Below are 355 nucleotides of genomic sequence, written 5' to 3'. Positions count from 1 at the left end.
AATGGCGATTTGGATATAAGGCCAACCACTATTAATTAACTCGTTTCCCACCAACTGGAGCTATTATGCAGGAAATAATGACAAGAATTGAGCTTTCTGGAATTCTTGGCAAAACTTTCGGGAAGGTTCATCATCGGTTGATTTCAACAGTCCAAGAAGCAGGAATAGCGCTGGCTGCCACCATCCCTGGATTTGAACATTTCATGAATAACAGCAAAGAAAAAGGGTTGACCTTTGCTGTTTTCAAAGGAAAGAAAAATATTGGCAAGGATGATTTAGGATTCCCTGTTGGTGGTGAAGTTATCCGAATTGTTCCTGTTTTAATTGGTAGTAAAAAGGCGGGACTGCTTCAAAC

General features: G+C 40.3%; 1 protein-coding gene. It reads left to right on the top strand.

The genetic code is table 11. From position 1 onward, the window contains the following. Positions 1 to 65 precede the first annotated feature (65 nt). On the top strand, positions 66 to 355 hold a 290-nt coding region (locus LU493_RS19830; protein WP_343076107.1), incomplete at its 3' end, for a hypothetical protein.

Origin of the sequence: Halomonas elongata, assembly GCF_029081005.1 — a bacterium.
GTDB classification, from domain to species: Bacteria; Pseudomonadota; Gammaproteobacteria; order Pseudomonadales; family Halomonadaceae; genus Halomonas; species Halomonas elongata_B.
This window is presented reverse-complemented; position numbering and strand designations above follow the sequence as displayed.